The following is a 26,555-nucleotide window of genomic DNA, read 5'->3' as shown; positions in this document are numbered from 1 at the left end:
CAGCCGGCGATTCAGACGATGTAGAACACGACGGCGTCGCGCCTTGCGGCCGCGCCGGCGAAGAAGCGCTTCACACCTTCCATGAAGCCCTCGAGGTCCCGAGCGCCGTCCTGCCAGACCTTGGCCCAGTAGAGCTCGCTGAACTTCGCCGGCTCGCCGGTGAAGCGGCCCATCAGTTCCGCCACGTCGCGCTGCGCGAGCCGGGCCGCGGTGCGCTCGACGTGGGCGGCCGTGAGATAGATGCAGCCCAGCCCGTCGGTGCCGTCGAGCTCTTCGCCGTCCACCGCCTCGGGCAGCAGCGTGCGCACCACGTCCCAGGCCTGCTCCACCGTCTGGCTGTCGTGCGGGCCGCCCTGCGCGGCCGGCGCATGCAGGAAGCCCGACACGGTGGACGGATCGATCACCAGCGCGCGCAGCCGGTAGCGGTCCAGGGCGTAGAAGGCGCCGCCGATGCTCATGTGCTGGGTTCCATGCGTGCGGCGCGGGCCACCGTGGCGAGCACCATGCTCACGCTGTCGATGTTGCGCTGCGCGTTGTCGATGTTCCTGAAGTGGTCGGGCGCGCAGATCTGGTTGAGCAGCAGCGTGCGCTTGAAATGCATCAGCGCCTGGCGCAAGTCGCCCTCTTCCTGCGCGATCAGGCCCAGGTCGTTGTGGGCGGTTGCAGCCGCCTGGGAAATGCCCCGGCAGCTGCCCTGCTGGATGTCGAGCGAACGCTCGAACAGCGGCCTGGCCTTGTCGAATTCGCGGCGCGCCATGAACAGGCTGGCGAAGTTGTTGAGCATGTCGGAATGCAGTTCGGCGTCGCCCTTGCCCGGCGGGAGCTTGTCCAGATGCACGAGGGCGCGCGCGTAGCAAAGCTCGGCTTTGGCGTCCTGGCCGGACTCGGCATAGAGAAACGCCAGGTTGTTGAATGCGCGCACCACGCCATCGCTGGAGCCGCCCCGGGCTTCGGCCACCGCCATGGCGATGGTCTTCTTGTAGAGCGCTTCGGCCTCTTCGGCCCGCCCGGCCGCAGCATGCAGCAGCGCCAGGGTGTTGGTCGGCCCGCGCCGCCAGCTGTCGTCGAGGCCGAGCAGCCCGATCATGGCCAGGGCTTCGTCCGCCGAGGCCTGTGCCTTGTCGTACCACTGCAGCCGGCGGCACAGTTCCGCATAGCTGGCCAGCTGGAGCACCACGGCCCTGTCCGCGCCGCCGTACAGCCGGCGACTGGCGGCGACGGCTTCGGCGCAGAACTTCTCGGCCCGGGGCAGGTCGCCCTGGGCCAGTGCGTCGCGGTAGCGCGCGTCGCGGTCTTCGAGCAGGTTCAGCAGCGCGCCTTCTTCGTCGGACGCGGCGCCGTGGGCCTTGCGTTCGGCGATGCAGGTCAGGGTCAGGTCCAGTGCCTTGCGGGCGATGTCCATGTCTTCCGCCGGCATGCCGATCTTGCGGCCGATGGAAAGGCTTTCCTCCAGGCTGGCCCGGGCCCTGTCGAAGGCCTTGAACTGGTAGCAGGCCTGGCCGAGCATGCACAGCGTCATCGCGAGGTTCTGGTGCGGGCCCTTGAACACGCGGCGCGCGGTGGCGACGATCTGCTCGGCGATGGCAACGGCTCCGGCCCAATCTTCGGCCTCGGCGGCGGCCACGAAGCGCTCCTGCAGCTTGTTGGCTTCGGCGAGGGCGGCGAGGTCGTATTCCTTGGCCTCCCGTGCCCCGGCGCGACGCGCGCGCTGGCGGGGCGGAGCTTCTTCACCATCTTCGACAGCGGCCCCTTCCTGCTGCTTCATCCGCCGGTAGATCCAGTAGACGTCGAACAGCATCCACGGCAGCACAAGCGCCAGGCCGAAGCGCGACCCCGGCAGGCCGGCGACGCCATACAGCAGCAGCGCCAGTTGCGCCGCGCCGCCCAGGTAGCTCCCGAGATAGAAGCGATGCGCCCCGACAAAGCCGCCTACCAGCCACAACAAGTAGGCATAGGAGCGACGGCGAGGCAACAGGGTCATGGTGTTCGCCGGATCGTACGGTGGCCGTTCAGTCGAGCAGCGCCAGTGCGGCGTAGTCGCCGACCTTGTCACCCAGGCCGGCGGGCACGAGGCGCACGCCTTGCGTGAGCGGCGGCAGTTTGCCGTCTACATGCGCCTGCAGCCTCGGCAGCAGAAAGTCGCGGTGGTGCCAGAACACGCTGCCGCCCAGACTGATGCGCTGCAGGTCGAGCGTGGCGATCAGGTTGTAGAGCATGCGGCCCATCACCCTGCACAGCGCGTCGACGATTTCCAGCGAATGCGGCTCGCCGGCCGCGGCCGAGCTGAACAGATCGGCCGCGGGCTGGCCGAAGCGCCGGGCGATCGAGTTGCCGGCAATCAGCCCTTCGACGTCGCCGACGTTGCCGCAGCCGCACAGCGCCCCGCTGGCGTCGTCCACCACGAAGCTGTGGCCCGCATGGCCGGCGTTGCCGTTCTTGCCGCGCAGCGCGCGGCCGTCCACGCACAGGCCGACGCCAACGCCGGTGCTCCACGTGACGTAGGCGCAATCGTCCAGGCCCTTGAGCGCGCCCCAATGGCGCTCGGCCTCCAGCGCGGCCACTGCGTCGTTCTCGACCCGCACGCGGGCGAAGCGCTTTGCCAGCGGCGCCTCGACCAGAGCGGTCATCCATGTGTTGGGCAGGCCGCGCGCCGGGCCGGCGATGCCGCCGCAGATGTTGGGCGTGGCCAGTTCGACCTTGCCGTCGCGCAGCTCGAAGGGCCCGGCCGACGACACGCCCACGCGGTCGATGGTTGCGGCATCGATGCCTTGCTCCGCGCAGACCTCGTCGATCATCCGCATGATCTGCACCGCCACCGCGTCGTTGTCGCCGGTCTTGGCCGTGGGCTCGCTGCGGCGGCCGATCAGCGGCGCGTCGCTCGAAGCGGAAAGGCTTACGGCCACCTTGGTGCCGCCGATGTCTACGCAGGCTCTCATTGATGTTTGTCTTTTCTCTACAGAAGACGCGCGACCAGCGCCGCGATCATGCTGAGCACCACGGTGCTGGCAATCGGCAGTTGCCACTCGCGGCCAAAGGCGCGGAACTCGAAATCGCCGGGCAGTCGTCCGAAGCCGAAGCGGCGCAGCCAGGCGGTCAGGCCGCTCATGAGCACCAGTGCGAGGACGACGACGATCAGCCAGCGGAACATGTTCGACAGTCTAGGCCGAGAGGATGGCCATCGCTTGCCGGTGGAGTTCGGGCGTCGCCGCCGCAATCACCCGCCCGTCGGACTTCAGCCCCAGCGGCTGGCCCTGCCAGTCGGTGATGACGCCGCCCGCGGCCTCGATCAGACCGGCGGGGCCGAGGTAGTCGTAAGGCTGCAGGCCGGTCTCGACCACGAGATCGATGGTGCCGCCCGCCAGCTGGGCGTAGCCGTAGCAGTCGCCGCCGAAGCGGCGCATCGCGCACTGGCGGCTGAGCCGGTCGAAGGCAGTCCAGTCGGCCGGCGCGAAGATGTCGGGCGAGGTGGTGACGATGCGGGCCTTGACCACCTCGGTGCAGCTGCTGGCGCGCACGGGCTGGCCGTCGCGCGTGGCGCCCTTGCCGGCCTCGCCGATCCAGCGCTCCTTGAGCACCGGCATGTCGACCACGCCCAGCACGATGCGGCCGCCCTGCAGCACGCCGATCAGCGTGCCCCACAGCGGCGAGCCGGTGATGAAGCTGCGCGTGCCGTCGATGGGGTCGAGCACCCAGACGCGCTCTGCGTCGAGCCGCTCGGGGCCGTGCTCCTCGCCGTAGATGCCGTCGGCCGGCACCCGCGCACCAAGGATTTCGCGCATGGCCGTCTCGGCGGCGCGGTCGGCCAGCGTGACCGGGCTTTCGTCGGCCTTGGTGATGATGTCCAGCGGCGTACGGAAGTAGTGCATCGACTGCGCTGCTGCGGCATCGGCCAGCGCCTGGGCAATCGACGAAAGATCGGGGGTCGAGGAGCTCATGGGAGAGTGGTTAACACATGCCAAAACCTGCGATTAGACCCGAGCCGGGCCGGGTTTGACACGGCGGGGGCGCCAGTCCTAGCATGGCCCGAAAATTGCCAGGAGACAAAACAAATGGCCTCGCTCAAATTCCTGCGCACCGCACTGCTCGCCCTCCTGCTCGGCGCCTCGGCCCTGCTGGCGCACGCCACCCCTTCCGACGCCGAGGACAAGCTGATCGACACGCTGATCCAGCGCGTCTCGAAGATGTCGGCCATGGTCTTCCTGCGCAACGGCAACGAATACACCGCCGCCGACGCCGCCAAGCACATGCAGGCGAAGTACGACTACTTCAAAAAGGAGCTGGTGACGGCCGAAGACTTCATCGAGCGCTGCGCCTCGCGCTCGGAGATGACGGGGCAGGCCTACAAGGTGAAGCTCAACAACGGCACGGTGCGCGACGCCAACGACTTCCTCAACAGCGAGCTGCGCACGATGCGGCAAGCCGCGAAGAAGACCAGCGGCTAGCTAGCGCTGCTGCCCCCAGCGGCGCACCGTGAGCCGCTCCAGCGTCTTGAAGCCCAGGCTCTCCACCAGCAGGCCGATCAGCACCACCATCGCAAGGCCCGCGAACACGCGGTCGGTGTACAGCTCGTTGCGGTTCTGGAAGATGTACCAGCCCAGCCCGCCCTTGCCCGACGAGGCGCCGAACACCAGTTCGGCCGCGATCAGCGTACGCCAGGCAAAGGCCCAGCCGATCTTCAGGCCCGACAGGATCGACGGCAGCGCAGCCGGCACCAGGATCTGCAGCACGTAGCGCAGGCCCTTCAGCCCGTAGTTGCGCCCCGCCATGCGCAGCGTCTCGGGCACGCCCTGGAAGCCCGCATAGGTGTTGAGCGCCAGCGGCCACAGCACCGAGTGGATCAGCACGAACACGAGGCTGCCGCGCCCCAGCCCGAACCACAGCAGCGCCAGCGGCAGCAGCGCGATGGCGGGCAGCGGGTTGAACATCGAAGTTAGCGTGTCCAGCAGGTCGCGGCCGATCTGCGTCGACACGGCGAGCGTGGTGAGCGCGAATGCCAGCAGCACGCCGGCGAGGTAGCCCTGAAGCAGCACGGCCAGCGAGATGCGCACCTTCTCGATCAGTTCGCCGCTGGCAAGCCCTTCGAACAGCGCGCTCGCCGTGGCGGTGAAGGTGGGCAGCAGCAGGTCGTTGTTCTGCCAGCGGGCCGCAAGCTCCCACAGCAAGGCGATGGCGGCGAGGATCAGCCCCTTGCGCAGCCAGGCCTGCGACCAGATGCGCGCGCCCAGGGGCAGCGTGCGTTCGACCGGCAGCTCGGTGAAGGGCTCGAGCGTGCGCTCGTATTCGGGGCGGATGGGAGGAACGATGGCACTCATGCCGCGGCCTCCTCGTGCTCTTCTTCGAACAGCATGTCGTGGATGCGCTGCGCCGTGCTTTGGAATTCGGCACCGCCCAGGCTCGCAAGCGAAAAGCCGTGGCTGTTGATTTCGGCGCGCATGCGCCCCGGATGCGGCGAAAGCAGCGCGATGCGGTTGCCCACCACCAGAGCCTCTTCGATCGAGTGCGTGACGAACAGCAGCGTGAAGCGCACCTCGTCCCACAGCTCGAGCAGTTCCTGCTGCATCTTGCGGCGCGTGAGCGCGTCGAGTGCGGCAAAGGGTTCGTCCATCAGCAGCACGCGCGGCTGCATCGCGAGCGCGCGAGCAATCGCCACGCGCTGCTTCATGCCACCCGAGAGCTGGTGCGGATGCACATCGGCAAACTTTGCAAGGCCGACCTTGTCGAGGTAGTGCAGCGCGCGTTCGGCGGCTTCCTTCTTGCCGAGCGTGCGCGAAGCCAGCAGCGGGAACATCACGTTCTGCTTCACGGTCTTCCACGGCGGCAGCTGGTCGAACTCCTGGAACACGACGATGCGGTCGGGGCCGGGCTGCGTCACGCGCTGGCCTTCGAGGCGGATCTCGCCTTCGACCGGCGGGATGAAGCCCGCCACGGCCTTCAGCAGCGTGGACTTGCCGCAGCCCGAGGGGCCGAGCAGCACGAAACGGTCGGCGGCGTGGACATCGAATCTCACGCGGTGCGTGGCGCGGACGACTCGCTCGGGGGTGCGGTATTCGAGGCTGACGCCATCCACCTGCAGCAGCGGTGCGCTTTCTTGCCCCCTCTCCCGCTCGCGGGAGAGGGTTGGGGTAAGGGCAGGTGGCGATGCCAGAGGCTCCCCCCTCACCCCTGCCCTCTCCCGATGTGAGAGGGAGTCACCCCGGGAAGGCAAAGCCGCTGCCGTGCTCATCGATCAATTCCCCGACGAATTCTGCGCATCGTCGAAGAAGTAATCCTTCACCGAAGCCGGCTTGTTCTTGATCGCGCCCACACGGTGCATGAACTCCGCCAGCGGATACGTGTTCTGCGGCGTGGTCTTGAACTGCACTTCGGGGTTCTTGATGATCTTCAGCAGCAGATCGCGGTCGAGCTTCGCGTTGCTCACCTTCAGGTAGATGTCGGCAGCCTTCTCCGGGTTGGCCGTGACGAACTTCGCCGCCTCGTCGAGCGCATCGACAAACGCCTTGTACGTCTTCGGGTTCTCGCTGCGAAATTTTTCCGTCGCGTAGAGCACCGTCGCCGACGACGGACCGCCCAGCACCTGGTACGAGTTGAGCACGATGTGCGCATTCGGATTGCCCGCCAGCTCCTGCTCCTGGAACGGCGGATTGCCGAAATGCCCCGTGATCTCCGTGCCGCCCTTGATGATGGCTGCAGCCGCATCGGGGTGCGGCAGCGCCACGCTGATCTTGTCGAGCCGGTTGAACTCCTTGTCGCCCCACAGCTTGGCCGAGGCGAACTGCAGCACGCGTGACTGCACCGACACACCCACGGCGGGCAGCGCGATGCGGTCCTTGTCGGTGAAGTCGGCAATCGTCTTCACGTTCGGGTTGTTGCTCACCAGGTAGTACGGAAAGTTGCCCAGCGAGGCCACGCCCTTCACGTTCTGCTTGCCCTTGGTGCGATCCCACAGCGTGAGCAGCGGACCCACGCCGGCACCCGCGATCTCGATGTTGCCGGACAGCAGCGCGTCGTTGACGGCCGAGCCGCCCGAGAGCTTGACCCATTCGACCTTGGCATCGACGCCCGCGGCCTTCGCGTGCTTCTCGATGAGCTTCTGCTCCTGCGCCACGTTGAGCAGCAGATAGACGATGCCGAACTGCTCGGCGATACGGATCTGGCCCTCAGCATGCGCAGCGAGGCTGCCGGCGAGAAGGCCGAGGCCGGTGACGAGCGCGGCGGCTTTGCGGGTGAAGCGGTTCATTGACGGGGGTCCGGAAGAAAGATCAGAAAGGCGTGTCGCCGACGATGGTGGTGCGGTTGAGGCGACGGCGCAGGTGGTCTGGCGTGCCGGCTGCGAGGTGCATCAGCGAGCGGTTGTCCCAGAACACGAGGTCGTGCGGCGCCCACTGGTGGCGGTACACGAACTCGGGCTTCACGCTATGCGCGAACAGCTCGGCGAGCAAGGCGTCGCTTTCGTCCTGCGGCAGGCCGACGATGCGCGTGGTGAAGTGCTCGCTGACGAACAGCGCCTTGCGGCCTGTCTCGGGGTGCGTGCGCACCACGGGCTGGACGGCTGGGGCGACCTGATCGATCTGCGCTTGCGAGAGCTTGGGGCGCCACGGGTTCTTCGCGCGCAGCTCTTCGTACTTGGCGAGGTAGCTGTGCTCGGCCTTCAGCGGCAGGACGCGCTGCTGCAGCTCGGGGCTCAGCGACTCCCATGCGAGATGCTGGTCGGCGAACAGCGTGTCGCCGCCTTCGCTCGGCAGCTCCTGCGCGTGCAGCAGAGAGCCCAGGCTGGGATTGGGTTTGTACGAAATGTCGGAATGCCAGTAGACGCCCGCATCGCCGAGGCCGATGGGCTCGCCGTTCTCCTTGATGTTGGAGACGATGAGGATCTCGGGGTGGTTCTTCAGCTGGAATTGGTGCAGGACGTGGATTTCGAGCGGCCCGAAGCGGCGGCTGAAGTCGATGTGCTCCTGCGGGGTGATCTGCTGGTCGCGGAATACCAGGACGTGGTGGTCGAGGTGGGCTTTGTGGATTCGGACGAAGTCTTCGGTGCTGATTGGCTTCGAGATGTCGAGGCCGATGATTTCGGCGCCTACGGGGGCGTCGAAGGGGCGCACTTCGAAGTGCTGTGCGGCGGGCTCGGGCCTGCTGCTGGAAAGAACGGCTGTCATGCCGGGAATGTAGGGGCCGGTTTGTTGTTTCCCAACGAACTCTTCGTTGATAGCTTATGACTTTGGATGTTTGGGACGGGGGCCGGGTCTCGGCCCGGCCTCGGAAAAACAAACAACCACAGTCACTCAAAGCGTATGACTGCGATCCCCTTCAACAAACCCCATCGCATCCCAAGCCCCCCCAACAGCAAACCCGACAACCTTGAACAGTTCCCCCATCTCATGCTCATGGATCAACCGCGCAGCCATCGCCCGCTCGGCAACAGACCCGGCTTCCATCCGAGCCAACAACCCACAGTTCAGCAGAAACCGCGCCTGACTCGTATAGCCCAGCACCTCAAGCCCCGCGTCCTGCCCAGCCAGCGCAATACCCGTGAAGTCGACATGCGCAGTGATGTCCTTGTAGCCCACATCAGACAGCGGATCGCCATCAGCCTGGTGCGCCCGGTGGCACATCACCGTGCCCATGTGCCGCTGCGGGTGGTAGTACTCGGCCTCGGGAAACCCGTAGTCAATGAGGAAAGCCGCGCCCTTCCCAAGCCGATCCGCCAGCGTCGCAATGAACGCCCGAGCCTGCGGATGAATCTCGGTGAGGTAGTCGTGTTCGCCGGGCACTTCGATCGGCGGGCGAAGTTCGGTGGAACGGTCCGCCCATGCCCAACCGTCGTCGCTCACATTGCGCACCACGCCGCGTTCGAGCCACTGCCCGCCCACACGCGCCAGCAATTGCACCGGCATCGCATCGAGCACTTCGTTTCCGACCACCACGCCTTCCATCGACTCAGGCAGCTCGTTCAGCCACTCGACACGATCCGCATACCGCACCAGCGCCTGCTGCTGCCGCTCCCGCAGCGTGCCGGACAGATCGACGATGCGATAGCGCACATCGGTGCGCCCCATCTCGTCGAGCGCATGCAGCAGCTGCACCGCCAATGCACCAGAGCCAGCGCCGAATTCCCACACCGTGTCGGTCCCCGTCTTCTCCAGCGCCTCGGCCACCTGAGCTGCCAGTGTCTGCCCGAACATCGGCGTGAGTTCCGGCGCTGTCACGAAGTCGCTGCCCGAAGAAGGCATGTGCCCGAACTTGGCGGAAGTGTTGGCGTAGTAGCCCAGGCCGGGCGCATACAACGCGAGCGCCATGAAGCGGTCGAACCCGATCCATCCACCCGCGCGCTCGACGGAACGCGCGATGAGGTGGTCGAGGGCGGTAGGTAAACTGCTGGGGGTCGTCTTTGTCGTCACAGCGCCATTCTCCCTCTCCCCGCATGAGCCCCGTTTCCCAAGCCCCTGCCTCCCGCCGCACCGTTCTCGTCACGGGCGCAGGCCGCAGGCTGGGCCGCGAGATCGCGCTGGGGCTTGCCGCAGGTGGCTGGCAAGTGGCGGTGCATTACCGGAGTTCGCTGGCCGAGGCCGAGCAGACGGTGGCCGACTGCGCCGCGCTCTCGGGCGACTCGGCCCTGTTCGCCGCCGACCTCGAAGACGAACAGGCCACGCGCGCCCTGCTGCCCCGCGTGGTCGCGCGCTTTCGCGGCGTCGACGCCGTGGTGCACAGCGCAGCGCTGTTTGAGCACGACGAAGCCGCCACCTTCGGCTATGCGCTCATGGAACGCCATGCGCGCAGCAACACCGGCGCGGCCATCCTGCTGGCGCAGGCGCTGCATGAACACGTGACGGCGCGCGACGCGCAAGGCGCGGTTATCCATCTGCTCGACCAGAAGTTGTGGAACCCGAACCCCGACTTCCTGAGCTACACGCTGTCGAAGGCCGCGCTCGAAGCCGCCACGCCGATGCTGGCACTGGCCCTCGCGCCACGCGTGCGCGTGGTGGGCGTGGCGCCCGGCCTCACGCTGGCGAGCCACATGCTGGACGACGACAAGTTCGCGCAATTGCACAAACTGTCGCCGCTGGGCCGCTCTTCCACGCCGGATGACGTGGTCGCCACAGTGAAGTTCGCGCTGGAGAACCGCTCGATCACCGGCACCACGCTGCTGGTGGACGGCGGCCAGCACCTGATGAAATTCGAGCGCGATTTCTCGCTCATGTGAGCACCACCACCATGTCCACTCCCTCGCAAGGCCACCAGACACTCACCCTCCAGGGCCTGCGCTTCGACGCCAACCTGGGCATCCTCGAACAGGAGAAGACGGCGCCGCAACCGATCCTGGTCGATGCCGAACTCAACCTCGGCCCGCAGCCGCTGCTGCCGCAGGACGACGACATCTTCCACGTGCTCGACTACCGCAAGGTGCGCCGCATCATCATCGAAGAGTGCACCGCCGAGCACGTCAACCTGCTCGAAAGCCTGATCGGCAAGCTGGTGCAGCGCCTGCTGCAGCTGCCCGGCGTGGTGGGCGTGCGCGTGAAGATCGCCAAGCTCGAAATCTTCGACGACTGCGAAGTGGCGATCCGCATGGAAGCCGGCGAGTGGTGAGCAACAGCCCCTCAGGCCGCTGAACCACAAGCCACGGCAGGCTTGACGGCCACGGGCCACATCCGCACGGCAAGCGCACCCAGCCCCGACACCGCCCCCAGCAAGGCCACGGCCGACCAGCCCCACTGCGCCAGCACCAGGGCGCCGAGCGCGGAACCCGTGGCCATGCCGATGAACACGCCGCTGAAGAACACCGCATTGAGCCGGCTGCGCGCACCGGGGTCGATACCGTAGACCACGGTCTGGTGCGCGATCAACGCGGCCTGCAGCCCGAAGTCGAAGCCGATGGCGCTGGCCACGATCAGCCCCAGCCGAGCGGCGGGCGCCATCAGCGGTGCAAACAGCATGGCCGCGAACGACACCACGACCAGCACGGCGCCCATGCGGATCACCAGTTCGGGGCCGCGGCGGTCCGCCAGGCGCCCGGCGAGGGGTGCGGCCAGCGCACCCGCGGCGCCGGCCAGGCCGAAGGCGCCGGCAGCCGCGCTGCCCAGATGAAAGGGCGCGCCGTGCAACATCACGGCCAGCGTCGACCAGAAGGCGCTGAAACCCACCGACAGCAGGGCCTGCGCGAAGGCGGCGCGGCGCAGCGCGCTGTGGCGCTTCCACAGATCCGCCAGCGAGCCCAGCAGCGCGCCGTAGCCCAGCTGTGTGGTCGGGCGCAGGTGCGGCAGGCCGCGCGCCGCGGCAACGCCAATGAACGCGATGCTGGCCGCCGCGACCATGAACATCGTGCGCCAGCCGAAGTGCTCGGCCACGAAGCCGCTGAGCACGCGCGACAGCAGGATGCCCAGCAGCAACCCCGTCATCACCGTGCCGACAATCTTGCCGCGGTGCGCTTCGGGCGCCAGCGTGGCGGCGGCCGGCACCACGTCCTGCGCCATGGTGGCGGCAAGGCCGATGACGAGGCTGGCCGCCAGCAGCGGGCCGACCGAGGGCGAAAAAGCTGCACCGAGCAACGCCAGCACCAGCACCGAGGCCTTGACGAGGATGATGCGGCGGCGGTCGAAGCGGTCGCCCAGCGGGGCGAGCAGCAGGATGCCGAGCGCATAGCCCAGCTGCGTGAGCGTGGGGACGAAACCCACGGAACGGGCCGAGGCGCCGATGTCGGGCCCGAGCACGCCCAGCATGGGCTGGCTGTAGTAGAGCGCCGCGACACCGAAGCCGGCGCTGGCGGCCAGCAGCAGGATCAGCGAGCCGGGCAGTCGCTCATGCGTTGATTGAATGGAAGACATGGTGTTAACCCTTAGAACCAGAAGCAAGGGCCGGAGTTTGCAGGGCGGTGGCGGTCAAAGGTAGCCTCCCGGGTCGAACAATTGATATACGCTCGACGCATGGAAAAGCCCGCTCCCGCCGACCGCATCGAGCTGATGCAGACCTTCGTGCGCATCGTCGAGGCCGGCAGCCTGTCGGCCGCAGCCACGCAGATGGGCACCACCCAGCCCACCGTGAGCCGCCGCCTGCAGGCGCTCGAGCGCTCGCTGGGCGTGCGGCTGCTGCAGCGCTCCACGCACGCGATGAAGCTCACGGAGGACGGCGAGCGCTGCTTCGACCGCGCCAAGGAGCTGCTCCAGAGCTGGGGCGCCTTCGAGGCCGAGCTGCGCGGCGTCGGCGACCAGCCCGAGGGCCGGCTGCGCGTGGTGGCGCCGCATGCCTTCGGGCAGCAGTTGCTGGTCGGCCCGCTGGCCGGGTACCTGCAGCGCCATCCGCAGGTGACGGTCGAATGGCTGCTGCACGACAGCCCGCACGACCAGACGCCCGACTTCATCGCCGAGGGCGTCGACTGTGCGATCCGCGTCGGCGAAGTGACTGACCCGGCCGTGGTGGCGATCCGGCTGTCCGAGGTGCCGCGCATCGCGATTGCCGCGCCTTCTCTTTTCGAGGGTGCGGCCGCAGTGCCCACCCACCCCCGCGAGCTGGAAGCCTTGCCCTGGCTGGCCGCGCGCAACTTCTACCGCACCGAGGTCGTGCTCACGCACGAGACCACCGGCGAGGTGTGCCGCGTGCCGATCCGCCCGCGCCTGATCACCGACAGCCTCTACGCCCTGCGCAGCGCCGTCGTGCTGGGCCTGGGCGCGGGCGTGTCGTCGACATGGATGCTGACCGAGGAGATCGCCGCGGGCCGGCTGCTGCATCTGGTGCCGCAGTGGCGCGGGACGCCCGCGCCGGTGTACCTGGCGTACCCGTATGCGCGCTTCTACCCGGCGAAGCTGCGGCTCTTCGTCGAGGCGATGCGCACCGCCTTTCCCGCCGCGTAGCGTGCGGAATGGGGATCGGGGACAATCACCCCCTTCCCCCGACTCCCCGAAGTAGCCTGCCCATGAACGCCGTCTGGATCGACGAGGCGCCCGCCGCCGCCGACGCCACTGCCAATTCCCTGAAGATCGAGCGCGAAACGCACAAGCTCGAAAAGCGCCTGTGCCGCCAGGTCGGGCAGGCCATCGTCGACTACAACATGATCGAAGAAGGCGACAAGGTCATGGTGTGCGTCTCGGGTGGCAAAGACAGCTACGCGCTGCTCGACATCCTGCTCAAGCTGAAGGCGCGCGCGCCGATTCACTTCGACATCGTCGCGGTCAACCTCGACCAGAAGCAGCCCGGCTTTCCCGAAGAGGTGCTGCCCAAGTACCTGAGCGACCTGGGCGTGGACTTCCACATCGAGAACCAGGACACCTACAGCATCGTCAAGCGCGTGATCCCGGAGGGCAAGACCACCTGCGGCCTGTGCAGCCGGCTGCGCCGCGGCATCCTGTACCGCGTGGCCGACGAGCTGGGCGCCACCAAGGTCGCGCTGGGCCACCACCGCGACGACATGCTGCAGACCTTCTTCCTCAACATGTTCTTTGCCGGCAAGCTCAAGAGCATGCCGCCCAAGCTGGTGAGCGACGACGGCAAGCACATCGTGATCCGCCCGCTGGCCTACGTGGCCGAAAAAGACACGGTGCGCTGGGCCCAGCACCGCGAGTTCCCGATCATTCCGTGCACGCTGTGCGGCAGCCAGGAAAACCTGCAGCGCAAGCAAGTCGGCGAAATGCTGCGCGAGTGGGACAAGAAGTACCCCGGCCGCGTGGAGAACATGTTCACCGCGCTGCAGAACGTGGTTCCTTCGCACCTGCTCGACGGAACGCGGCACGACTTCAAGGGTCTGAAGGCGACGGGCGTGGCGGATGACGACGGCGACAAGGCCTTCGACACCCCTTCCTTCGATCTGCTCTCCCAGGCACCTGCCGCCCTGCGCATCGTCCAGGGCTGACCGGGCAACCCAGGGGAATTTGGGGCTTTGCGCCCGGAGACCCTCATGAAACTTGCGTTCTCTGCTCTTCTTCTTGCAGCAAGCCTGACGGGTTGCGCCACCTCCTGGGTGGTCGACAGCGACGTCAAGAGCTTTGCCTCCCCCGGCACCGTGGCGCCCGGCGCCACCTACCGCTTCGATCGCCTGCCCTCGCAGCAGGCCGACGGCGCGCGACAGGAATCGCTCGAAGCCATGGCCGCCGCGGCGCTCGACAACGTCGGCCTGCGCCGCGACGACGCCAAGCCCCAGTACACCGCGCAGATCGGCGCGCGCGTGACGACCGGCCTCTCGCCCTGGGCCGATCCGTGGCTCTACAACGGCCCCTGGGGTTATGGCTACGGCGGCTATGGCTACTACGGCCGGCGCTGGTACGGCGGCGGCTGGTATGGCGGCCCGGCGTTCGCGCCGCCAGCCAACCCCTGGTACGAGCGCGAAGTGAGCGTGGTGCTGCGCGAGGTGGGCTCCAACCGCGTGGTCTACGAGACCCGCGCCCGCAACGATGGTCCCTACACCTCGAGTGCGGCGATCCTGCCGGTGATGTTCCAGGCCGCGCTGCAGGGCTTCCCGAACCCGCCGCAGGGCGAGCGCCGGGTCAATATCGAGCTGTCAACGGCCAAAAAGTAGCGCTTCTAGAATCCCGCGAATGGAAGAAGCCACCCGCCTGATCGCCGTTCGCCACGGCGAAACCGCCTGGAACGTCGACACCCGCATCCAGGGCCAGCTCGACATCGGGCTCAACGAGACCGGACTCTGGCAGGCGCGGCGCGCCGGTGGTGCGCTGGCCGACGAGCCGATTGGTGTCGTCTACGCCAGCGACCTCTCGCGCGCTTGGCAGACCGCAGAAGAAATCGCCAAGCCCCATGGCCTGGCCGTGCAACCCGAGCCGCGCCTGCGCGAGCGTGCCTTCGGGCATTTCGAGGGCCTGAGCTTCGCCGAGATCGAAGCCACGCTGCCGGTGCAGGCCAAGCTCTGGCGCGAGCGCGACCCCGAGTTCGAACCCGACGGCGGCGAGAGCCTGCTGGTGTTCCGCGACCGCGTGACAGGCGTGGCCTCCGAGCTGGCGGCACGACATCCGGGCGAGCTGGTCGTGCTGGTTGCGCATGGCGGCGTGATGGACGTGCTGTACCGCGCCGCCACCCGGCAGGCACTGCAGGCGCCACGCACCTGGCAGCTGGGCAATGCAGCCATCAACCGCATGCTGTGGACGCCGGAAGGTTTCAGCCTTGTGGGCTGGAGCGATACCGCCCACCTGGCGGCGGACACGCCGCTCGATGAGCCCACGACCTAGCGCGACGGCACGATGGGCCGCTTGCCTTTCTCCGACCCGGGCAAGACGCTCCCATGAAAAGAACAAATTCGCCCCCCTCGGCGTACGCCAGTTGGGATGCATCCCAGACGCTGTCTGCGCCGTGGACCGACGCCACGCATCTGGGAAGCTTCGTCACCCTGGAGGCCGGCGACACCATTGCGCGCGAAGGCGAACGGCACGACTACTTCTATCTTTTGCGATCGGGGTTCGTTCACTCCACGATCCAGCGAAGCAACGGCTCGGAGTTCCTGCTCGAGATCTTCGGACCGGGTGCGATTTTTGGCGAAGGCCCGGCGTTTGCCGACAGTCCTCGGCCCACGACGACCCGGGCGGTCGCGCCGGCCATTCTCAGCCGCTATCGCCCGGCGGATGTCGCGCAGCAATTTTCGGAGCTTCCCGAACTCGCGACCTCATTGATCCAGCTGCTCGGCTTCAAGAATCACATGATCGTCGCCAAGCTTGCCGGGGTGGCCTCGGCGGCGCCCAAGGAGCGGGTCATCGATTTGCTGCTGCGTGTGGCACGCCTGCCATCGGCGCAGGCATCGAAACAACTCACCGTCGATCTGACGCATGAGCAGATCGGCGCCATGACGGCATTGAGCCGCGTCACCGTCACCCGCACGTTGAATGCGCTGGCGGGACACGGGCTCATTGAAACGCGGGCCCGGCAGGTCAGCATCCCGAATGCGCCGGCCTTGCGGCGTTTCCGCGATGCGTCACCATAAGAAAAAAGCCCACTTCCTGTATCGCTGGATACCGTGGAGCCCTTCCCCCATCGCCATCATTCACCCCGTCACACACATGGATGGGAAGAGCGGAGGAGGGAACGGGAGGAGCCGTTGAAGAAGAGGCCCGCCTTCAATTGGCGATGGCCCGGGTGTGACGTTTCGCAGGACTGCCAAAGTCCTTTCTGGCCGGGTGGCTCACGCTCATGACCATCCGGCATCTTTTGGATCGCCGTCAGGCGTGCGAGGCGGCGTGACCGCCCGCTGCAGCTTCGGCCTTGGCCTCTCCCGGCAGATCGACCATCGGCCCCGTGCCGCTGTAGCGGTCCAGCGCCAGGTAGATGGCCGGCGTGATGTACAGCGTGATCACCTGCGAGAAGATCAGCCCGCCCACCACGGCCACGCCCAGCGGCTGGCGCAGCTCGGCGCCGGCGCCCAGGCCCAGCGCCAGCGGCAGCGCGCCCATCAGCGCGGCCAGCGTGGTCATCAGGATCGGGCGGAAACGAAGGCGACAGGCCTCGCGGATCGCGTCCACCGGCTGCATGCCCTCGGTGCGCTGCGCGTCGAGCGCGAAGTCGATCATCATGATCGCGTTCTTCTTCACGATGCCGATCAGCAGCAGGATGCCGATGGTCGCGATCAGCGTCAGGTCGAAGCCGAAGAGCTTCAGCGAGATCAGCGCCCCCACTGCCGCCGAAGGCAGCCCCGCCAGAATCGTCAGCGGGTGGATGTAGCTCTCGTACAGCACGCCCAGCAGCACGTAGATGACGAGCACCGCCAGCACCAGCAGCACGGCCTGACTCGACTGCGAACTCTGGAACACCGCCGCATCGCCGCCGTAGGTGGTGATGATCGACTGCGGCATCTTCAGTTCGTCCTTGAACTGGTCGATCTTCGCGGTCGCGTTGCCCAGCGGCACGTCGGGCGCGAGGTTGAACGACACCGTCACCGCCTGCAGCTGGCCCTGGTGGTTGACCGAAGTCGGCCCCACCGTGCGCTTGACGGTCGAGAAGGCCGACAGCGGCACCAGCCTGCCCGTGGTGCTGCGCACCGACAGGCGCGAGACGTCTTCCTCGAACTGGCGGTCGTTGTCGGCGGCCGAGAGGATCACCTGGTAGGTGTTGCTCGAACCGTAGATGCTGCCGATCTGCCGGTCGCCGTACGCGTTGTAGAGCGCGGTGCGCAAGTCGCCTACCGCCACGCCGAGCACGCCGGCCTTGTCGCGATCGATGTCGAGCGTGGCCTGCAGGCCGCGGTTCTGCGAATCGCTGGTCACGTCGCGGAAGGCCGCATCAGCCCGCATGCGCTCCATGAGCCTGGTAGACCAGGGCACCATCTCGCCCGCGTTCACGCTCTGCAGCGTGTACTGGAAGCGCGCCTTGCTCTGGCGGCCGCCCAGGCGCAGGTTCTGCACCGGCTGCATGTAGACGGCGATGCCCGGGATCTCGCGGAAGCGCTGGCGCAGCGACTCGAGCACCTTCGCCATCTGCGGGCGCTCGCTGCGCGGCTTGAGCACCGCGAACAGCCGGCCGGAGTTCTGTGTGGCGGTGGGTCCGCCGACGCCGACGAAGGAACTCACGTAGTCGACGCTCGGGTCGTCCTTGAGCGTTGCGGCCACGCGGTCCTGCAGCGCCTTCATGGCGGTGAATGAAATGTCTTCGGCGGCCTCGGTCGTGATCTGGATCTGGCCGATGTCTTCTTCTGGGAAGAAGCCCTTCGGGATGGTCGCGAACAGCCAGCCCGTGATGACGAAGGTCAGCGCCGCCATCATCAGCATCACCTTGCGATGCCCCAGCGTCCAGTCGAGCGTGCGCATGTAGCCGCCGTGCACCGCGCGATAGCCACGCTCGAATGCGCGGCCGATGGCGGTGCCCGGCTCGGGATGTTCTTCTTCGTGGTCGAGCGCGCCTTCCTTGCGCGGCACCTGCTTGAGCAGGCGGCTCGCGAGCATCGGCACCAGCGTGAGCGACACCACGGCCGACACCAGCACCGCCAGCGCCACCACCACCGCGAACTCGTGGAACAGCAGGCCGATCACGCCCGGCATGAAGAAGATCGGGATGAACACGGCCACCAGCGAGATGGAGATCGACACGATGGTGAAGCCCACCTCGCGCGCGCCGCGCAGCGCCGCCGCGAACGGGTCCATACCCTTCTCGACGTAGCGCATGATGTTTTCGAGCACCACGATGGCGTCGTCCACCACCAGGCCCACCGCCAGCGTGATGCCGAGCAGCGAGATGTTGTCGAGGCTGTAGCCGAAGGCGTAGAGCAGCGCCACCGCGCCGATCAGCGAAATGGGAATGGTCGCGGCCGGAATCAGCGTGGCCACCAGCCGGTGCAAAAACAGGAAGATCACCAGCACCACCAGCGCGATGGTGCCCAGCAACGTGAGCTGCACGTCGTGCACGGCCTCGCGGATCGACAGCGAGCGGTCGTTCACCATCTGGATTTCCACCGACTGCGGCAACTCGGCCTTGAAGCGCGGGATGAGCGCGCGCACCGCGTCCACCACCTGCACGGTGTTGGCGTTCGGCTGGCGCTGCACGGCGAGCGAAATCGAGTCCTGCCCGTTGAAGCTGCTGGCGGTCTTGACCGACTCGAAGCTGTCCTCGATGGTCGCCACCTCGTCGAGCCGCACCGGCGCGCCATTGCGCTGGCCGACGATCAGCTTGGCGAAGTCGGCCGCCTTCATGAGCTGGCGGTTGGCCTGGATGGTGAGCGTCTGGCGCGGGCCGTCGAGCACGCCGACCGGCGTGTTGGCATTCGCCGAGTTCACCGCCTTGGCGAGTTCATCGAGCGTGATGTTGCGCGCGTTGAGCAGGTCGGCGTTGGCCTTGATGCGCACCGCAAAAGCCTTGCGGCCATACACGCCCACTTGCGCCACGCCGTCGATGGTCGAGAGCGTGGGCGAGATCAGGTTCTCGGCGTAGTCGTTGAGCTCCGACGGGTTCATCGACGGCGAGATCAGCGCGATGAACAGCACCGGCGCATCGGCCGGATTCACCTTGCGGTAGGAGGGCAGCTGCGTGAGTTCTTGCGGCAGCTGGCGCTGGGCGCGCAGCAGCGCGGCCTGCACGTCGACGGCGGCGGCGTCGATGTCGCGGCTGCTCACGAACTCGAGCGTGAGCGAGGTCACGCCCTGCGTGTTCACCGAGCTGATGGTCTGCAGGCCCGGGATGGTCGAGAACTGCTTTTCGAGCGGCAGCGCTACAGACGACGCCATGGTGTCCGGGCTGGCGCCCGGCAGCTGCGCGTTGACGTTGATGACCGGCGTGTTGTAGCTCGGCAGCGCGGCCACGGGGATGCTGAAGTACGCAAAGATGCCGATGACCACCACGGCCGCAGACAGCAGCACCGTCATCGCAGGACGACGGATGCAGAGCTCCGAAATGTTCATGCGCGTTCCTGCTTCGGCGGCTTGATGTCGGCGCCGTCCGAAGAGGCCGCGCTGCCCGGCGTGACGCCGGTGGTGCCGTTGGCGGGCGCTGCAGGCTCGGCGGGCGTACCCGGCGCCTTGACGTCAACGCGGACCTTGCCGCCCGGGCGCACGTTCTGGCTGCCCTCGATCACCACCTGCTCGCCTGGCTCCACGCCGCTGACCGCGACCTTGGTGCCGAAGGTGTGCAGCGTCTTCACCTTGCGGCGCATGGCGGTCTTGCCCTCGTCGACCACATAGAGCGAAGTGCCCTCGGACAGCATCATCAGCGCCGCGGCCGGCACCACGGTGGCGCCATTGAGCGTGCGCACCGTGATGCGCGTGCCGACGAACTGGCCCGGCCACAGGCTCTGGTCGGCGTTGGCGAACACGGCCTTGGCGCGCACAGTGCCGATCTGAGGATCGACGGTGTTGTCGACGAAGTCGAGCGTGCCGCTCAGCGGCGCCTTGCCGCCGGTGACGACGGCTTCGACCTTCGAACGCGAGCGCGCGGCCTCCAGCAGGTCTTGCAGGTTGCCTTCGGGCACCGGGAAGCTCACGGCGATCGGGTCGAGCTGCGTGATGGTGACCAGCGACAGCGTCGGCTGCACCAGCGTGCCCGGGTAGATGTTGACGGCGCCGATACGCCCCGCAATGGGCGCGCGCAGCGTCGCATAGCCCAGCGCCACCTGCGCCGACTGCACGGCCGCGCGGTCGGCGGCCACGGCGGCGCGCTGTGCCTCGAGCTGCGAGAGCGTGGCGTCGGCAGCGCTCTTGGCGATGAAGTTCTGCGCCACCAGGTCCTGGCTGCGCTTGTACTGGCGCTCGAGGTCGGCCATGGTGGCCTCATCCTTTTGCTGCTGTGCACGGGCGCGGGCGAGGTTGGCCTGGTCGTTGCGGTCGTCGAGCGTGAACAGCAGCTGGCCGGACTTGACGAACTGACCTTCCTTCACGTGCACCGCGCTCACCGTGTTGGTCACCTGCGGGCGCAGGTCGACGCTGTTGAGGGACACCACGCTGCCGTTGACCTGCACGGTCACCGGCACGTCCTGCTTCTGCGCCGTGGCCAGCGTCACGAGCGCGGGGGCACCGCCGCCGGAAGCAGCGCCGCCGTTGGCTGTCGGCGCCTTGGCACTCTTTGTGGCGGACTTGTCGCCGGACATGCTCCACCACCCGCCCGCGACGGCTACGATCAACACGCCCGCAAGGGCGACCGCGACATTTTTCTTCATGGGTTCTTTGTGCACTTTGGGCTGACAGCGACTATTGGATCAGCGGCTGACTCTCGGTGTTCATGGGGCCTGTAAAGAAATGTAAAGCAGGTCAACCCAAAGCCCCGCATAACTGACTGTGGCCGGCGCGAGAGAACCACACCCCCTCGCTAAAATCGCCGCTCCACAGCCTCTGGATAAACCCCATGAACCGCTGCAAGACAATCACGAATGCTCTCACTTTCATAGCAGTTTGCACAGCAGCCATTGCTGCTGCAGGCTTTTTCCCGCTCACCGCCAGCGCCCAGGACGAAGTGCCCCGGCCGCAGACCCAGAACGAATCGCTCGTTGGCGGTCGCACTTTCCCTATCGGCACTTTGCGCGGCAAATTCATGGTCACCAACGCACCCGAGGTCGAACTCGACGGCAAGCCCGACCGCCTGGGCGCCGGCGCGCGCATCCGCAGCGGCCAGAACATGCTGGTGATGCCCGGTGCCATCGTCGGCCAGAAGTACCTCGTCAACTACACGCGCGACGCCGCCGGACTGCTGCGCGAGGTGTGGATCCTCACGCCAGACGAAGCCATGGCCAGCCGCGAGTCGCTGGACAAGCCGCTCCTGAACATCTGGCCGTTCACCTCGAACGACACCGTCAACACGCAATAACGCAGCGGCGCGCCGCGCGCACCTGCAGCCCTCCACCCTCGGAGGGCAGAGAGAGTTCCCCATGAAAAAAGTATTCATCAAGACCTTCGGCTGCCAGATGAACGAGTACGACTCGGACAAGATGGCCGACGTGCTCAACGCAGCCCAGGGCTACGAGCCCACGCAGAACGTGGACGAGGCCGACCTCATCCTGTTCAACACCTGCTCGGTGCGCGAGAAGGCGCAGGAGAAGGTGTTCTCCGACCTCGGCCGCGTGAAGCACCTGAAGGCCAAGGGCGTGAAGATCGGCGTGGGGGGCTGCGTGGCGAGCCAGGAGGGCGAGGCCATCATCGCGCGCGCTCCCTACGTCGACATCGTGTTCGGGCCGCAGACGCTGCACCGCCTGCCCGAGATGCTGAACGACCGCGAGCGCCTGAACCGCCCGCAGGTGGACATCAGCTTCCCCGAGATCGAGAAGTTCGACCACCTTCCGCCCGCGCGCGTCGAGGGCGCGACGGCCTTCGTGTCGATCATGGAAGGCTGCTCCAAGTACTGCAGCTACTGCGTGGTGCCCTACACCCGCGGCGAGGAAGTGAACCGCCCGCTCGACGACGTGCTGGTCGAGATCGCCGGCCTGGCCGACCAGGGCGTGCGCGAGATCACGCTGCTGGGCCAGAACGTGAATGCCTACCGCGGCAAGATGGGCGACACCGCGGAAATTGCCGACTTCGCGCTGCTGATCGAATACGTCGCAGAAATTCCCGGCATCGAGCGCATCCGCTACACCACGAGCCACCCGAACGAGTTCACGCCGCGCCTGATCGAGGCCTACGCGAAGGTGCCGCAGCTCGTGAGCCACCTGCACCTGCCGGTGCAACACGGCAGCGACCGCATCCTGATGGCGATGAAGCGTGGCTACACCGCCATGGAATACAAGAGCACGGTGCGCAAGCTGCGCGCCATCCGCCCCGAGCTCGCATTGAGCAGCGACTTCATCGTCGGCTTCCCCGGCGAGAGCGACGACGACTTCAACAAGATGATGAAGCTGATCGACGACTGCCAGTTCGACGCCAGCTTCAGCTTCATCTTCAGCCCGCGCCCCGGCACGCCCGCCGCCGCGCTGCATGACGACACGCCGCACGAGGTGAAGCTCGCGCGCCTGCACACGCTGCAGGCCGTGATCGACGCCAACGTGAAGCGCTTCGGCCAGGCGCTGGTCGGCACCACGCAGCGCGTGCTGGTGGAAGGCGCCTCGCGCAAGGATGCGAACGAACTCATGGGCCGCACCGCCTGCAACCGCGTCGTCAACTTCGAGGGCGACGCAAGGCTCGTTGGCCAGATGACCGATCTGCGCATCACCCGCTCGCTGGCCTACACGCTGCGCGGCGAGGTGGTCACGAGCGAATCGTTGATGCCGGCGCTCGCCCACTGATGGCGAAGCGACCTTCCATACGGGGCTCGTTCCAGCAGCTCCTGCTGTTTGCCTTCTTGCTGATCACCGCGCTGCTGGTTGGCGTGGCGCTGCGCTCGGTGCTGCAGTACGACGTACTGATGACGCAAAGCCGCGACGCGGCCGCGCGTGCGCTGCGCCTGTCGGGCGCGTCCCAGTCGCTGGCCGAACGCAGTGCGGCCATGGAGCGCGCGGGGCGCCAGTCGCTGGTGCTCAACGACGCGGTGCTGCGCCGCCGCTTCGACGACGCGGCGCGCGAAGCGCATCAGGTGCTGGAGCGGCTGGAAAAGAACGGCCTCGCGCCCGCCGGCATCGAGATGTGGCGCACCCAGCTCGGCGTGATCGAGGGCCTGATGAGCGGCAACGCCGACAGCGCCCTCGCCCGCGAAAGCACGATGGCCATGCAGTTCCGCGAGCTCGACGCGCTCAACACCAACCTCGCGCAGCAGGCGCAGTTCTTGATCGAAACGCAGAACGATGCGCTGGCCAAGCGCATCGAGAACGCGCGCCGCCGGCTGATGCGCGAAGTGGTGGCCGCCAGCGTGCTGGCCGTGTCGCTGGCGCTGGCCTTCGGCATCTGGCTGGCGCGGCCGTTCAAGCGGCTGGAGCACGCCATCGTCGGCCTCGGCCAGAACCGGCTCGACGAGCCCATCGACATCCGCGGCCCGGCCGACGTGCGGCGCGTGTCGCAGCAGCTCGAATGGCTGCGGCTGCGCCTGACCGAGCTCGACGCCGACAAGGCGCGCTTCCTGCGCCACGTATCGCACGAGCTGAAGACGCCGTTGGCCGCGCTGCGCGAGGGCGTCTCACTGCTCGAAGACGGCGTGACCGGGCCGCTGAACCCGGCGCAGCTCGAAGTCGCGCAGATCCTGCAGCAGAACACCGTGGCGCTGCAGGGCCAGATCGAGGCGCTGCTGCGCTTCAACGCCGCCGCCTTCGAGGCGCGCGAATTGCGCCGCGAACGCACCGAGCTGCTGCCGCTGATCGAGGAACAGATCGAGGCCCAGCGCCTGCAGTGGCAGTCGCACGGACTGCGCGTGCGCGCCGAGGGCGAGCCCATCGCAATGACGGTCGACCGCACCAAGCTCGGCACCGCAATCGCCAATCTGTTGAGCAACGCCATTCGCTTTTCGGTAACGGGCGGTGTCATCACCCTGGCGGTGTCGGGGACGCCCGAGGCGGTGCACATCGACGTGAACGACGCCGGCCCCGGCATTGCCGAGGGCGACCGCGACCGGATCTTCGAACCCTTCTTCCGCGGCGAACGCCAGCCCGAGCACACGGTGAAAGGCACGGGCATCGGACTTTCCATCGTGCAGGAGTACATTGCAGCCCACGGGGGCCGCATCACTCTGCAGCCCGGCGGTCCCGGTGCTCGCTTTCGCATCGAACTGCCGCGCACGGCCTGACCACCCCGGCTTCCCCTCTCCAACACTGCCTGACCGCCTCGCGTCCTTTCTTCGACCCATGTCTTTTTCGTTCGTCCGCCGTTCCTCCTTCGCCGGGGCGATGACCGTGCCTTTCGTCCTGCTGCTGGCCGCCTGCGCCACGCAGCCCAAGCCGCCCGCGGAGGCCGATGCGCTGCCGCCGCCCCCGGTCGTGCCGCGCGTGATGCCGGTCGAGGCCGAGCCCAAGGCCCCGGCCACGCAGCCCGCCTCGTCGCTCTTCACGTTGATGACGCAGGGACCGCAGGCGGCCATGCTGTCGTATGCCGACAGGGTGCGCCCGCTGAATGGCGCCGACCTGAACACGGAAATCGCACGCATCGGCGACCCCGGCGATGCGCCCACGGCGCAGATGCAACTGGCGCTGCTGCTCTCGCAAACCCGCGTGCCAGCCGACCTGGCGCGCGCGCTGGGCCTGCTGCAGCGCGTGATCGCCAACCCCGCGCCCGAGGCGCAGGCCCTGCATCCGCTGGCACGCGCCCTGGCCGCGCGCTATGTAGAGCAGCGCCGCGTCGAGGACGACCGTGACAGGCAGGTGCAGCAGCTGCGCGACAGCCAGCGCCGCATCGATCAGCTGAACGACCGCATCGAAGCCCTGCGCGCCATCGAGCGCAGCTTTGCGCGGCCCAACACCACCCCGGCCGCAGCCACCCCTGCGGCGCCGCCTACCGGAAGCAAGCCGAACCAATGAGCACCTCTGGCGCCCGTCTTCTCGTGGTCGACGACGACCCGGACATGCTGCGGCTGCTCTCGATGCGGCTGAGCTCGGCGGGCTACCAGGTCACGGCCGTCACCTCGGCAGAGACGGCGCTCACGCAGCTGGAGATCGAACATCCGCAGCTCGTGCTGAGCGACGTGCGCCTGCCCGGGCGCGACGGCCTCCAGCTGTTCGACGAGATCCGCAAGCGCCACCCTTCGCTGCCGGTGATTCTGCTCACCGCGCACGGCACCATTCCCGACGCGGTCGAGGCTACAGCGCGGGGCGTGTTCACCTACCTCACCAAGCCCTACGACGGCCGCGAGCTGCTCGACAAGATCGCGCAGGCGCTGGCGCTCGGCGCCCCCGCCACCACGCCGAGCAAGGCCGGCGACGACAGCTGGCGCGCCGAGATCGTGAGCCGCAGCAACCGCATGGCCGAGCTGCTGGCCGAAGCGCGCATGGTTGCCAAGTCAGATGCTTCCGTGCTGCTGCGCGGCGACTCCGGCGCCGGCAAGGAGCTGCTGGCGCGCGCCATCCACAAGGCCAGCGCGCGCGCCGACAAGCCCTTCGTGGCCGTGAACTGCGGCGCCATTCCGGAAGCGCTGCTCGAGTCGGAACTGTTCGGCCACATGAAGGGCGCCTTCACTGACGCCCACGCCAATCACAAGGGCCTGTTCCAGCAGGCCGACGGCGGCACGCTGCTGCTCGACGAAATCGGGGACATGCCGCCTGCCCTGCAGGTCAAACTGCTGCGCGTGCTGCAGGAGCGCGCGGTGCGGCCGCTGGGCGCGAGCCAGTCGATCGAGGTCGACGTGCGCATCGTCTCGGCCACCCACCGCGACCTCGACGCCGCAATGGAAGCCGGCCAGTTCCGCGAAGACCTGTATTACCGCCTGAACGTGGTGACGCTTACGCTGCCGCCGCTGTCGGCACGGCGCGAAGACATCCCGCTGCTGGCCAATCACTTCCTGCAGCGCCTGTCGACCAAGTACGGCAAGCGGCTGTCCGGCTTCGCGCCCGAGGCGCTGAAGGCGCTGACAACGGCAGCCTGGCCGGGCAATGTGCGCCAGCTGTTCAATGTGGTCGAGCAGGTCTGTGCGCTGTCGAGCTCGCCGCTGATTCCGCTGGCGCTGGTGCAGCGGGCGCTGCGTGTGCCGACGGTCGAGGTCCAGACCTACGCCGAAGCCAAGCAGCGTTTCGAGCGCGATTACCTCGTCGGCCTGCTGAAACTGACGGACGGCAACGTGGCCGACGCGGCCCGCCTGGCCGACCGCAACCGCACGGAGTTCTACCGGCTTTTGCAGAAGCACGAACTCACGCCTGGCCACTTCAAGGCCGACGCTGTCGCTCCGGGCGGGGACCCTGTCGCCGAGTAGCGACGCACCTAAGTCGTTGATTTATATGGCCTATCCCCACCAGCCCAGCAGGCTTGTCGGGATTCGGCGACAAAAACAGGGGTTTTGGGGCCTTCCCGCAGCCTTCCCCCGCCAAAAACACCTTCAGATCGCTCCAAGCTGTTGATCTGAAAGCGTTTTTCCAGCCTGGCACAGGGTTTGCCCCTGTACAGGCATGACAGCACTCACCAGCCCATCTTTCGCACTGCGCCAGCAGCGCGACGGCCTGCGTCAAAAGCAGTTTTCCCCCTCGCGGCCCCGTGCCGCGGGTCATTCGCTGGCCGCGCTCGCAAGCGCTGGCGGCGCTGAGCCGGATTGCGTGATCAAGCGCTTTCCTGCCATTGGCGACACCCCTTCCCTCGACAAGCAACGTTGGTAAATCA

At 67.4% G+C, this 26,555-nt stretch carries 27 protein-coding genes; 14 read left to right on the top strand and 13 right to left on the bottom strand.

Going from position 1 to position 26,555, the window contains the following annotated elements:
* Positions 1-11: 11 nt before the first annotated feature.
* Genes ACTG4X_RS06925 through hisN form a run of 5 tightly spaced genes read right to left on the bottom strand, consistent with a single transcriptional unit; the run spans position 12 to position 3,935 of the window.
* The gene (locus tag ACTG4X_RS06925) at positions 12-458 is read right to left on the bottom strand and encodes a DUF1877 family protein (RefSeq protein WP_097200092.1); all 447 of its coding nucleotides are present in this window, start codon (positions 456-458) and stop codon (positions 12-14) included.
* On the bottom strand, positions 455-1,981 hold the full coding sequence (locus ACTG4X_RS06920; RefSeq protein WP_440533502.1) for a tetratricopeptide repeat protein: 1,527 nt from the start codon (positions 1,979-1,981) through the stop codon (positions 455-457). Before ACTG4X_RS06920 ends, ACTG4X_RS06925 begins: the two co-directional genes overlap by 4 nt.
* Before the next feature lie 28 nt (positions 1,982-2,009).
* Positions 2,010-2,936 carry an ROK family protein gene (locus tag ACTG4X_RS06915; RefSeq protein ID WP_097200094.1) on the bottom strand — a complete coding sequence of 309 codons (927 nt, stop codon included), beginning with the start codon at positions 2,934-2,936 and terminating at the stop codon, positions 2,010-2,012.
* A 17-nt stretch (positions 2,937-2,953) separates the two neighbouring features.
* Positions 2,954-3,148: a DUF2905 domain-containing protein gene (locus tag ACTG4X_RS06910; RefSeq protein WP_056509065.1), complete on the bottom strand. Its 195-nt coding sequence runs from the start codon at positions 3,146-3,148 to the stop codon at positions 2,954-2,956.
* Positions 3,149-3,158: 10 nt separating this feature from the next.
* Positions 3,159-3,935, bottom strand: a complete 777-nt coding sequence (gene hisN, locus ACTG4X_RS06905) for a histidinol-phosphatase (RefSeq protein WP_097200095.1) — start codon at positions 3,933-3,935, stop codon at positions 3,159-3,161.
* Positions 3,936-4,049: 114 nt separating this feature from the next.
* Here hisN and ACTG4X_RS06900 point away from each other — a divergent pair, with 114 nt between their 5' ends.
* The gene (locus tag ACTG4X_RS06900) at positions 4,050-4,442 is read left to right on the top strand and encodes a DUF5329 family protein (protein ID WP_097200096.1); all 393 of its coding nucleotides are present in this window, start codon (positions 4,050-4,052) and stop codon (positions 4,440-4,442) included.
* On the opposite strand, the gene ACTG4X_RS06895 is transcribed toward ACTG4X_RS06900, so the two are convergent.
* From ACTG4X_RS06895 to ACTG4X_RS06875, 5 genes are all read right to left on the bottom strand, one after another.
* A complete protein-coding gene (locus ACTG4X_RS06895; RefSeq protein ID WP_097200097.1) occupies positions 4,443-5,312 on the bottom strand; it encodes an ABC transporter permease in 870 nt (289 codons plus the stop codon).
* Positions 5,309-6,223 (bottom strand): ABC transporter ATP-binding protein, encoded by a 915-nt coding sequence (locus tag ACTG4X_RS06890; RefSeq protein ID WP_440533501.1) that lies wholly within the window; start codon positions 6,221-6,223, stop codon positions 5,309-5,311. The genes ACTG4X_RS06895 and ACTG4X_RS06890 overlap by 4 nt, the downstream gene beginning before the upstream one ends.
* Before the next feature lie 3 nt (positions 6,224-6,226).
* Positions 6,227-7,237, bottom strand: coding sequence for an ABC transporter substrate-binding protein (locus tag ACTG4X_RS06885; RefSeq protein ID WP_097200098.1), 1,011 nt, complete (start codon positions 7,235-7,237; stop codon positions 6,227-6,229).
* 22 nt (positions 7,238-7,259) lie between these two features.
* Complete coding sequence (locus ACTG4X_RS06880) at positions 7,260-8,153, bottom strand: TauD/TfdA dioxygenase family protein (RefSeq protein WP_097200099.1); 894 nt, start codon at positions 8,151-8,153, stop codon at positions 7,260-7,262.
* 126 nt (positions 8,154-8,279) lie between these two features.
* Positions 8,280-9,395 (bottom strand): class I SAM-dependent methyltransferase, encoded by a 1,116-nt coding sequence (locus ACTG4X_RS06875; protein WP_440533500.1) that lies wholly within the window; start codon positions 9,393-9,395, stop codon positions 8,280-8,282.
* A 23-nt stretch (positions 9,396-9,418) separates the two neighbouring features.
* On the opposite strand from ACTG4X_RS06875, the gene ACTG4X_RS06870 reads away from it, so the two are divergent.
* Together ACTG4X_RS06870 and ACTG4X_RS06865 are read left to right on the top strand one after the other, a co-directional pair.
* The gene (locus ACTG4X_RS06870; RefSeq protein WP_440533499.1) at positions 9,419-10,198 is read left to right on the top strand and encodes an SDR family oxidoreductase; all 780 of its coding nucleotides are present in this window, start codon (positions 9,419-9,421) and stop codon (positions 10,196-10,198) included.
* Between the two features lie 11 nt (positions 10,199-10,209).
* Positions 10,210-10,584, top strand: a complete 375-nt coding sequence (locus tag ACTG4X_RS06865) for a dihydroneopterin aldolase (protein WP_093056387.1) — start codon at positions 10,210-10,212, stop codon at positions 10,582-10,584.
* An 11-nt stretch (positions 10,585-10,595) separates the two neighbouring features.
* On the opposite strand, the gene ACTG4X_RS06860 is transcribed toward ACTG4X_RS06865, so the two are convergent.
* Positions 10,596-11,819: an MFS transporter gene (locus ACTG4X_RS06860; RefSeq protein ID WP_440533498.1), complete on the bottom strand. Its 1,224-nt coding sequence runs from the start codon at positions 11,817-11,819 to the stop codon at positions 10,596-10,598.
* 99 nt (positions 11,820-11,918) lie between these two features.
* On the opposite strand from ACTG4X_RS06860, the gene ACTG4X_RS06855 reads away from it, so the two are divergent.
* From ACTG4X_RS06855 to ACTG4X_RS06835, 5 genes are all read left to right on the top strand, one after another.
* A complete protein-coding gene (locus ACTG4X_RS06855; RefSeq protein WP_097200103.1) occupies positions 11,919-12,842 on the top strand; it encodes a LysR family transcriptional regulator in 924 nt (307 codons plus the stop codon).
* Positions 12,843-12,904: 62 nt separating this feature from the next.
* Positions 12,905-13,837 carry a tRNA 2-thiocytidine(32) synthetase TtcA gene (gene ttcA, locus ACTG4X_RS06850; protein WP_093056159.1) on the top strand — a complete coding sequence of 311 codons (933 nt, stop codon included), beginning with the start codon at positions 12,905-12,907 and terminating at the stop codon, positions 13,835-13,837.
* A gap of 45 nt (positions 13,838-13,882) precedes the next feature.
* Positions 13,883-14,500, top strand: a complete 618-nt coding sequence (locus ACTG4X_RS06845) for a DUF4136 domain-containing protein (RefSeq protein WP_440533497.1) — start codon at positions 13,883-13,885, stop codon at positions 14,498-14,500.
* A 19-nt stretch (positions 14,501-14,519) separates the two neighbouring features.
* Complete coding sequence (locus ACTG4X_RS06840) at positions 14,520-15,164, top strand: histidine phosphatase family protein (RefSeq protein ID WP_097200105.1); 645 nt, start codon at positions 14,520-14,522, stop codon at positions 15,162-15,164.
* Positions 15,165-15,217: 53 nt separating this feature from the next.
* Positions 15,218-15,910: a Crp/Fnr family transcriptional regulator gene (locus tag ACTG4X_RS06835; protein WP_093056165.1), complete on the top strand. Its 693-nt coding sequence runs from the start codon at positions 15,218-15,220 to the stop codon at positions 15,908-15,910.
* Between the two features lie 235 nt (positions 15,911-16,145).
* Here ACTG4X_RS06835 and ACTG4X_RS06830 read toward each other — a convergent pair whose 3' ends face one another.
* Positions 16,146-19,310 (bottom strand): efflux RND transporter permease subunit, encoded by a 3,165-nt coding sequence (locus ACTG4X_RS06830; protein WP_440533496.1) that lies wholly within the window; start codon positions 19,308-19,310, stop codon positions 16,146-16,148.
* Positions 19,307-20,491 (bottom strand): efflux RND transporter periplasmic adaptor subunit, encoded by a 1,185-nt coding sequence (locus tag ACTG4X_RS06825; protein ID WP_440534369.1) that lies wholly within the window; start codon positions 20,489-20,491, stop codon positions 19,307-19,309. The genes ACTG4X_RS06830 and ACTG4X_RS06825 overlap by 4 nt, the downstream gene beginning before the upstream one ends.
* A gap of 440 nt (positions 20,492-20,931) precedes the next feature.
* Here ACTG4X_RS06825 and ACTG4X_RS06820 point away from each other — a divergent pair, with 440 nt between their 5' ends.
* The 6 genes from ACTG4X_RS06820 (at position 20,932) to ACTG4X_RS06795 (ending at position 26,551) form a co-directional block, all read left to right on the top strand.
* The gene (locus tag ACTG4X_RS06820; RefSeq protein WP_256329181.1) at positions 20,932-21,204 is read left to right on the top strand and encodes a hypothetical protein; all 273 of its coding nucleotides are present in this window, start codon (positions 20,932-20,934) and stop codon (positions 21,202-21,204) included.
* 61 nt (positions 21,205-21,265) lie between these two features.
* Entirely contained in the window at positions 21,266-22,615 is a 1,350-nt protein-coding gene (gene miaB, locus ACTG4X_RS06815) for a tRNA (N6-isopentenyl adenosine(37)-C2)-methylthiotransferase MiaB (RefSeq protein WP_440533495.1), read from the top strand.
* Positions 22,615-24,042 carry a sensor histidine kinase gene (locus ACTG4X_RS06810; RefSeq protein WP_093056176.1) on the top strand — a complete coding sequence of 476 codons (1,428 nt, stop codon included), beginning with the start codon at positions 22,615-22,617 and terminating at the stop codon, positions 24,040-24,042. Before miaB ends, ACTG4X_RS06810 begins: the two co-directional genes overlap by 1 nt.
* A 58-nt stretch (positions 24,043-24,100) precedes the next feature.
* Positions 24,101-24,769, top strand: a complete 669-nt coding sequence (locus ACTG4X_RS06805; RefSeq protein ID WP_093056178.1) for a hypothetical protein — start codon at positions 24,101-24,103, stop codon at positions 24,767-24,769.
* A complete protein-coding gene (locus tag ACTG4X_RS06800; RefSeq protein ID WP_093056180.1) occupies positions 24,766-26,154 on the top strand; it encodes a sigma 54-interacting transcriptional regulator in 1,389 nt (462 codons plus the stop codon). The genes ACTG4X_RS06805 and ACTG4X_RS06800 overlap by 4 nt, the downstream gene beginning before the upstream one ends.
* Before the next feature lie 193 nt (positions 26,155-26,347).
* Positions 26,348-26,551, top strand: a complete 204-nt coding sequence (locus ACTG4X_RS06795) for a hypothetical protein (RefSeq protein WP_093056182.1) — start codon at positions 26,348-26,350, stop codon at positions 26,549-26,551.
* Positions 26,552-26,555 lie beyond the last annotated feature (4 nt).

The organism is Variovorax sp. YR566 (assembly GCF_051992195.1).
Lineage (GTDB): Bacteria > Pseudomonadota > Gammaproteobacteria > Burkholderiales > Burkholderiaceae_C > Variovorax.
This window is presented reverse-complemented; position numbering and strand designations above follow the sequence as displayed.

What these genes read in the sequence shown, in the direction of transcription:
- ACTG4X_RS06925 (WP_097200092.1), bottom strand. Translation starts at nt 458, where the DNA reads ATGAGCATCGGCGGCGCCTTCTACGCCCTGGACCGCTACCGGCTGCGC.
- ACTG4X_RS06920 (WP_440533502.1), bottom strand. Translation starts at nt 1,981, where the DNA reads ATGACCCTGTTGCCTCGCCGTCGCTCCTATGCCTACTTGTTGTGGCTG.
- ACTG4X_RS06915 (WP_097200094.1), bottom strand. Translation starts at nt 2,936, where the DNA reads ATGAGAGCCTGCGTAGACATCGGCGGCACCAAGGTGGCCGTAAGCCTT.
- ACTG4X_RS06910 (WP_056509065.1), bottom strand. Translation starts at nt 3,148, where the DNA reads ATGTTCCGCTGGCTGATCGTCGTCGTCCTCGCACTGGTGCTCATGAGC.
- hisN (WP_097200095.1), bottom strand. Translation starts at nt 3,935, where the DNA reads ATGAGCTCCTCGACCCCCGATCTTTCGTCGATTGCCCAGGCGCTGGCC.
- ACTG4X_RS06900 (WP_097200096.1), top strand. Translation starts at nt 4,050, where the DNA reads ATGGCCTCGCTCAAATTCCTGCGCACCGCACTGCTCGCCCTCCTGCTC.
- ACTG4X_RS06895 (WP_097200097.1), bottom strand. Translation starts at nt 5,312, where the DNA reads ATGAGTGCCATCGTTCCTCCCATCCGCCCCGAATACGAGCGCACGCTC.
- ACTG4X_RS06890 (WP_440533501.1), bottom strand. Translation starts at nt 6,223, where the DNA reads ATGAGCACGGCAGCGGCTTTGCCTTCCCGGGGTGACTCCCTCTCACAT.
- ACTG4X_RS06885 (WP_097200098.1), bottom strand. Translation starts at nt 7,237, where the DNA reads ATGAACCGCTTCACCCGCAAAGCCGCCGCGCTCGTCACCGGCCTCGGC.
- ACTG4X_RS06880 (WP_097200099.1), bottom strand. Translation starts at nt 8,153, where the DNA reads ATGACAGCCGTTCTTTCCAGCAGCAGGCCCGAGCCCGCCGCACAGCAC.
- ACTG4X_RS06870 (WP_440533499.1), top strand. Translation starts at nt 9,419, where the DNA reads ATGAGCCCCGTTTCCCAAGCCCCTGCCTCCCGCCGCACCGTTCTCGTC.
- ACTG4X_RS06865 (WP_093056387.1), top strand. Translation starts at nt 10,210, where the DNA reads ATGTCCACTCCCTCGCAAGGCCACCAGACACTCACCCTCCAGGGCCTG.
- ACTG4X_RS06860 (WP_440533498.1), bottom strand. Translation starts at nt 11,819, where the DNA reads ATGTCTTCCATTCAATCAACGCATGAGCGACTGCCCGGCTCGCTGATC.
- ACTG4X_RS06855 (WP_097200103.1), top strand. Translation starts at nt 11,919, where the DNA reads ATGGAAAAGCCCGCTCCCGCCGACCGCATCGAGCTGATGCAGACCTTC.
- ttcA (WP_093056159.1), top strand. Translation starts at nt 12,905, where the DNA reads ATGAACGCCGTCTGGATCGACGAGGCGCCCGCCGCCGCCGACGCCACT.
- ACTG4X_RS06845 (WP_440533497.1), top strand. Translation starts at nt 13,883, where the DNA reads ATGAAACTTGCGTTCTCTGCTCTTCTTCTTGCAGCAAGCCTGACGGGT.
- ACTG4X_RS06840 (WP_097200105.1), top strand. Translation starts at nt 14,520, where the DNA reads ATGGAAGAAGCCACCCGCCTGATCGCCGTTCGCCACGGCGAAACCGCC.
- ACTG4X_RS06835 (WP_093056165.1), top strand. Translation starts at nt 15,218, where the DNA reads ATGAAAAGAACAAATTCGCCCCCCTCGGCGTACGCCAGTTGGGATGCA.
- ACTG4X_RS06830 (WP_440533496.1), bottom strand. Translation starts at nt 19,310, where the DNA reads ATGAACATTTCGGAGCTCTGCATCCGTCGTCCTGCGATGACGGTGCTG.
- ACTG4X_RS06825 (WP_440534369.1), bottom strand. Translation starts at nt 20,491, where the DNA reads ATGTCCGGCGACAAGTCCGCCACAAAGAGTGCCAAGGCGCCGACAGCC.
- ACTG4X_RS06820 (WP_256329181.1), top strand. Translation starts at nt 20,932, where the DNA reads ATGGTCACCAACGCACCCGAGGTCGAACTCGACGGCAAGCCCGACCGC.
- miaB (WP_440533495.1), top strand. Translation starts at nt 21,266, where the DNA reads ATGAAAAAAGTATTCATCAAGACCTTCGGCTGCCAGATGAACGAGTAC.
- ACTG4X_RS06810 (WP_093056176.1), top strand. Translation starts at nt 22,615, where the DNA reads ATGGCGAAGCGACCTTCCATACGGGGCTCGTTCCAGCAGCTCCTGCTG.
- ACTG4X_RS06805 (WP_093056178.1), top strand. Translation starts at nt 24,101, where the DNA reads ATGTCTTTTTCGTTCGTCCGCCGTTCCTCCTTCGCCGGGGCGATGACC.
- ACTG4X_RS06800 (WP_093056180.1), top strand. Translation starts at nt 24,766, where the DNA reads ATGAGCACCTCTGGCGCCCGTCTTCTCGTGGTCGACGACGACCCGGAC.
- ACTG4X_RS06795 (WP_093056182.1), top strand. Translation starts at nt 26,348, where the DNA reads ATGACAGCACTCACCAGCCCATCTTTCGCACTGCGCCAGCAGCGCGAC.